Raw genomic sequence first — 4,292 nt, 5'->3', positions numbered from 1 at the left:
CGGGTTCCGCTGCGCGGCCCCGGAATGACGACGCAGAGCTGTCTGCCGCTCCTATGCAAAAACTCATATGCGATAGCCCTGCCCTCGAGGGCAGGGGTCAGGGGTGGGGGTAACTCCATACGCGATTGGCTTAGACAGGAGCAGATCCCGGACGGCCGCGCTTCCGACGGCGTGTTCGGGCGACGGGCATTTCGGAAGGCATGTGAAGCAGGATGGCCGCGGTTGGCCATCCGGGAGGGAATAACGACATAACATCATCGCCCGGCATGGCCGGGCGCAATTGGAGGAGGAGCATCATGAAATACCGCATGTTGTTTACGGCCATCGCAGCCGCGGGTCTGCTGCTCGGGGGCTCGGCGCTGGCGCAGGACAAGAAGCAGCTCGCCTTCGTCGTCAATGCCTCGTCCGACTTCTGGAAGCTGGCGGAAGCCGGCGTGAAGAAGGCGCAGGGAGAGCTGGGCAGCTACGAGCTGCAGTTCCGCTATCCCGCGCAGGGCACGGCGGCGGCGCAGAACGCGCTGATGGACGACCTCGTCACCGCGGGCGTCGATTCCATCATGATCTCGTCGGCCGATCCCAAGAACTCGATCGACGCCTTCAACCGCATCGCCGGGCAGGTGCCGCTGTTCACCACCGACTCCGACGCGCCGGAATCCAACCGCATCGCCTATCTCGGCTCGTCCAACACCGATGCCGGCGTGCAGGCCGGCGAGGAGATGGTGAAGGCCATGGCCGGCAAGGAAGGCAAGTGCATGGGCTTCGTCGGCTTCCTCGGCGCCGACAACGCCAAGGAGCGCATCGCCGGCTTCAAGCAGGCGATCGAGGGCAAGGGCATCGAACTGGTGGACGTGCGCGGCGACGACGTGGACTTCACCAGGGCCCGCACCAATGTCGACGACGTGCTGGTCGCCAACCCGGAGATCAACTGCATGGTCGGGTTCTATTCCTACAACCCGCCGAAGATCTACGAGGCGCTGCAAGCCGCCGGCAAGCTCGGCCAGATCACCGTGGTGGCCTTCGACGAGGACCCGGTGACGCTCGGCGCGGTCAAGGAGGGCTCGTTCGCCTCGACCGTCGTCCAGCAGCCGTTCGAGTGGGGCTATCAGGGCATGAAGCTGATGGCGAAATATCTCGAGGGCGACAAGTCGGGCGTGCCGGAGAACAAGCTGATCATCGTGCCGACCAAGGTGATCGAGAAAGGCAATGTCGACGCGTTCGAGGCCGATTTGAAGGCCAAGATCGCGAGCGCCGGCTGATCGTGACGCACTGAGCGAGACCGGCGCGGCCGACGCGCCGGTCCCGCATGTCGCCGCCATGAGCGCTGCCGCTACCGCCGCACCGTCATCATCGTCGTCCGGGCAGCCGTTCCTGCGGCTCGCCGGCGTGCGAAAATCCTATCCCGGCGTGGTGGCGCTGGCCGGCTTCGACCTCGACGTCTCGCGCGGCGAGGTGATCGGCATCGTCGGCGAGAACGGCGCCGGCAAGTCGACGCTGATGAAGATTCTGGGCGGCGTGATCCGGCCCGACCGCGGGACGATCGAGGTGGACGGGGAGCCGTTCGAGGCGCTGACGGTCGGCCAGTCGATCCGCGCCGGCATCGCCTTCGTCCATCAGGAGCTCAACCTCTTCGACAATCTCGACGTGGCGGCGAACGTCTTCATCGGCCGCGAGCCGCGCAAATACGGGTTTCTCAACCTCGTCGACAGGGAGGGGCAGCGCGCCGCCGTGGCGCCGCTGCTGAAGCGGCTGGGCGCCCATTTCGGACCCGACGCGCCGGTGCGGAAACTGTCGCTGGCGCAGCAGCAGATCGTCGAGATCGCCAAGGCGCTGAGCTACGACGCCAGGCTGATCATCCTCGACGAGCCGACCTCCAGCCTGCCGCTGCGGGAGACCGAAAAACTGCTGGAGGTGATCCGCGGCCTCAAGGCCGACGGCATCTCGGTGATCTTCATCTCGCACCGGCTGCACGAGATCGAGCGCGCCTGCGACCGCGTGGTGGTGCTGCGCGACGGCGTGCTGGCCGGCCGGCTCGACCGCGCCGAAGTGACCTACCAGAAGCTGGTGCGGCTGATGATCGGCCGCGACCTCAAGGTGGTGTACACGCCGCCGGCGGTGGCGCGCGGCGCGGTGGCGCTGTCGGCGCGCGACGTCCGCACATCGGCCTATCCGCACCAGCCGGTCAGCCTGGACCTGCATCGCGGCGAGATTCTCGGCCTTGCCGGGCTGGTCGGCTCCGGCCGCAGCGAGCTGGCCCGCGCCATCTTCGGCATCGATCCGATCTTCGGCGGCTCGCTCGGCTTCGAGGGTGCGCCGCTGGCGGTCAAAGGCACCGGGGATGCGACCCGGCGCGGCATCTTCCTGGTGCCTGAGGACCGCAAGGGCGCCGGCATCCTGCTCGACCTGCCGATCGCCCAGAACATCACGCTGCCCAATCTCGAGGCCTATGCGCGGGGCGGGATCGTGTCGGCGGCGGCGGAGGCGAGGCGCGCCGAAAAGAGCAAGGCCGAGCTCGACATCCGCGCCCCCAGCGTGCAGGCGCTGACCGGCGCGCTGTCGGGCGGCAACCAGCAGAAGGTGGCGCTGGCCAAATGGCTGGCGATGGACCCGCAGGTGATCATTCTCGACGAGCCGACGCGCGGCATCGACGTCGGCGCGAAATTCGAGATCTACCGGCTGATGCGCGCTCTGGCCGACGCCGGCGTGGCCGTGCTGATGATCTCCTCAGACATGGAGGAGGTGATCGGCGTCTCAGACCGCATCGCGGTGATGCATGAGGGGCGCATCTCGGGCATGCTGACGCGCGACCGCTTCAGCGAGGAGAACGTGCTGCTGCTGGCGGTGGGGCGCGGCCTGGAAGGCGAGGGGCGCACATGAGTGCTTTGCCGGTCGGCCACCCCCTCCGGCCCTTCGGGCCACCTCCCGCATCGTGGTGGCGGAGGGCGGCACGATTGGCGCTCCTCCCTTCCCGCGAGGGAGGAGCGATGGGATACGGGTTTACCCCCACCCCTGACCCCTCCCCACAAGGGGGAGGGGAACCGGCCTGCGTCTCCCGCCAACCGCCAGTCGTCGACGGTTTTGCTTGCCAAAGCGGCCGCAAGATCCCCTCCCCCTTGTGGGGAGGGGTTAGGGTGGGGGTACGATACGGCGGAACTTCTTGCCGAGCGGGCTCGCCGAAAACGGCTTAACCGGAGAAGGAATCGAAGGAGTGGCGGCGTGAACAAGAAGGATCTCGGGCTGCTGGTGCTGATCCTGGTGGTCGGGCTCGGCGTCTATCTGCGCAATCCGCTGTTCCTGTCGCCCAACAACCTCGCCAACACCGCCAATCTGATCGGCCTGTTCGGGCTGTTCTCGATCGCGCAAGGATTCGTCATCATCACCGGCGGCATCGAATTGTCGGTCGGCTCGATGATGGCGCTGCTCGGCGTGCTGTTCGTCGACATGGTCGGCCGGCTCGGCGTGCCCTGGCCGATCGCCGCGGCGATCGTGCTGGCGCTGGGGCTGCTGCTCGGCCTGGCGCACGGGCTGCTGATCACAAAACTGCGCATGCAGCCCTTCGTGGTGACGCTGTGCGGCCTGCTGATCTATCGCGGCGCCTCGCGCGGCTATACGGCCGACGCCACCGCCGGGTTTCCGTTCGGCAGCACCTATCCCGGGCTCGACTTCTTCGTGGCGCGGCCCTGGGGCATCCCGACCTCGGTGTTCGTGCTGGCGGTGGTCGGCGTTATCGCCTGGGTGGTGCTGCACCGTTCGGTGTTCGGCCGCTATCTCTACGCAGTCGGCAAGAACGAGGAGGCAGCGAAGTTCTCGGGCATCCGCACGTCGGTGGTGATCGCCGCAGCCTATGTCATCTGCGCCGGGCTGACGGCGATCGCGGCGATCTTCCTGGCCATGTACACGCGCTCGGTTTCGCCGTCCTCGCACGCCAATTTCTACGAGCTCTACGCCATCGCGGCGGCCGTGCTGGGCGGGTTCTCGCTGCGCGGCGGCGAGGGTTCGATCGTCGGCGTGATCCTCGGCACGATCCTGCTGCAGGTGCTGCAGAATCTCGTCAATCTGCTCGGCATCCCGTCGTCGCTGAATTTCGCCGTGATGGGCACGGTGATCCTGGTGGGCGTTCTGGTCGACCAGCAATGGGGCCATTTCCGCGAGAGAAGGCGCATCCGCGAGGCGGCGCGAAGCTCGCTCGAGCAGCCGGCGGAGTAGGAGAGCGGCGGGGTTCGCATCTCAGGTTGCGTCCAGCGCCCTCGTGGTTCGACAAGCTTCTGTAATTGCGGTCAACAGGGTTGCGTGTC

The 4,292-nt window shown here is 67.1% G+C and carries 3 protein-coding genes; all 3 read left to right on the top strand.

The genetic code is table 11. From position 1 onward, the window contains the following. The first annotated feature begins 296 nt into the window (after positions 1-296). Positions 297-1,256, top strand: coding sequence for a sugar-binding protein (locus AC5JDC_RS16045; protein ID WP_495842641.1), 960 nt, complete (start codon positions 297-299; stop codon positions 1,254-1,256). Between the two features lie 58 nt (positions 1,257-1,314). Beyond that, positions 1,315-2,874, top strand: coding sequence for a sugar ABC transporter ATP-binding protein (locus AC5JDC_RS16040; RefSeq protein ID WP_495842639.1), 1,560 nt, complete (start codon positions 1,315-1,317; stop codon positions 2,872-2,874). A gap of 339 nt (positions 2,875-3,213) precedes the next feature. After that, on the top strand, positions 3,214-4,203 hold the full coding sequence (locus AC5JDC_RS16035; RefSeq protein ID WP_495842637.1) for an ABC transporter permease: 990 nt from the start codon (positions 3,214-3,216) through the stop codon (positions 4,201-4,203). The last annotated feature ends 89 nt before the right edge of the window (positions 4,204-4,292 follow it).

The sequence above is a fragment of the Kumtagia sp. genome (assembly GCF_059502445.1).
Note: the sequence above shows the minus strand (reverse complement) of the source record. Positions and strands in the feature narration are given on the sequence as shown.

Excerpts from the sequence above, each read along its gene's own strand:
- AC5JDC_RS16045 (WP_495842641.1), top strand. The coding sequence starts at position 297 with ATGAAATACCGCATGTTGTTTACGGCCATCGCAGCCGCGGGTCTGCTG.
- AC5JDC_RS16040 (WP_495842639.1), top strand. The coding sequence starts at position 1,315 with ATGAGCGCTGCCGCTACCGCCGCACCGTCATCATCGTCGTCCGGGCAG.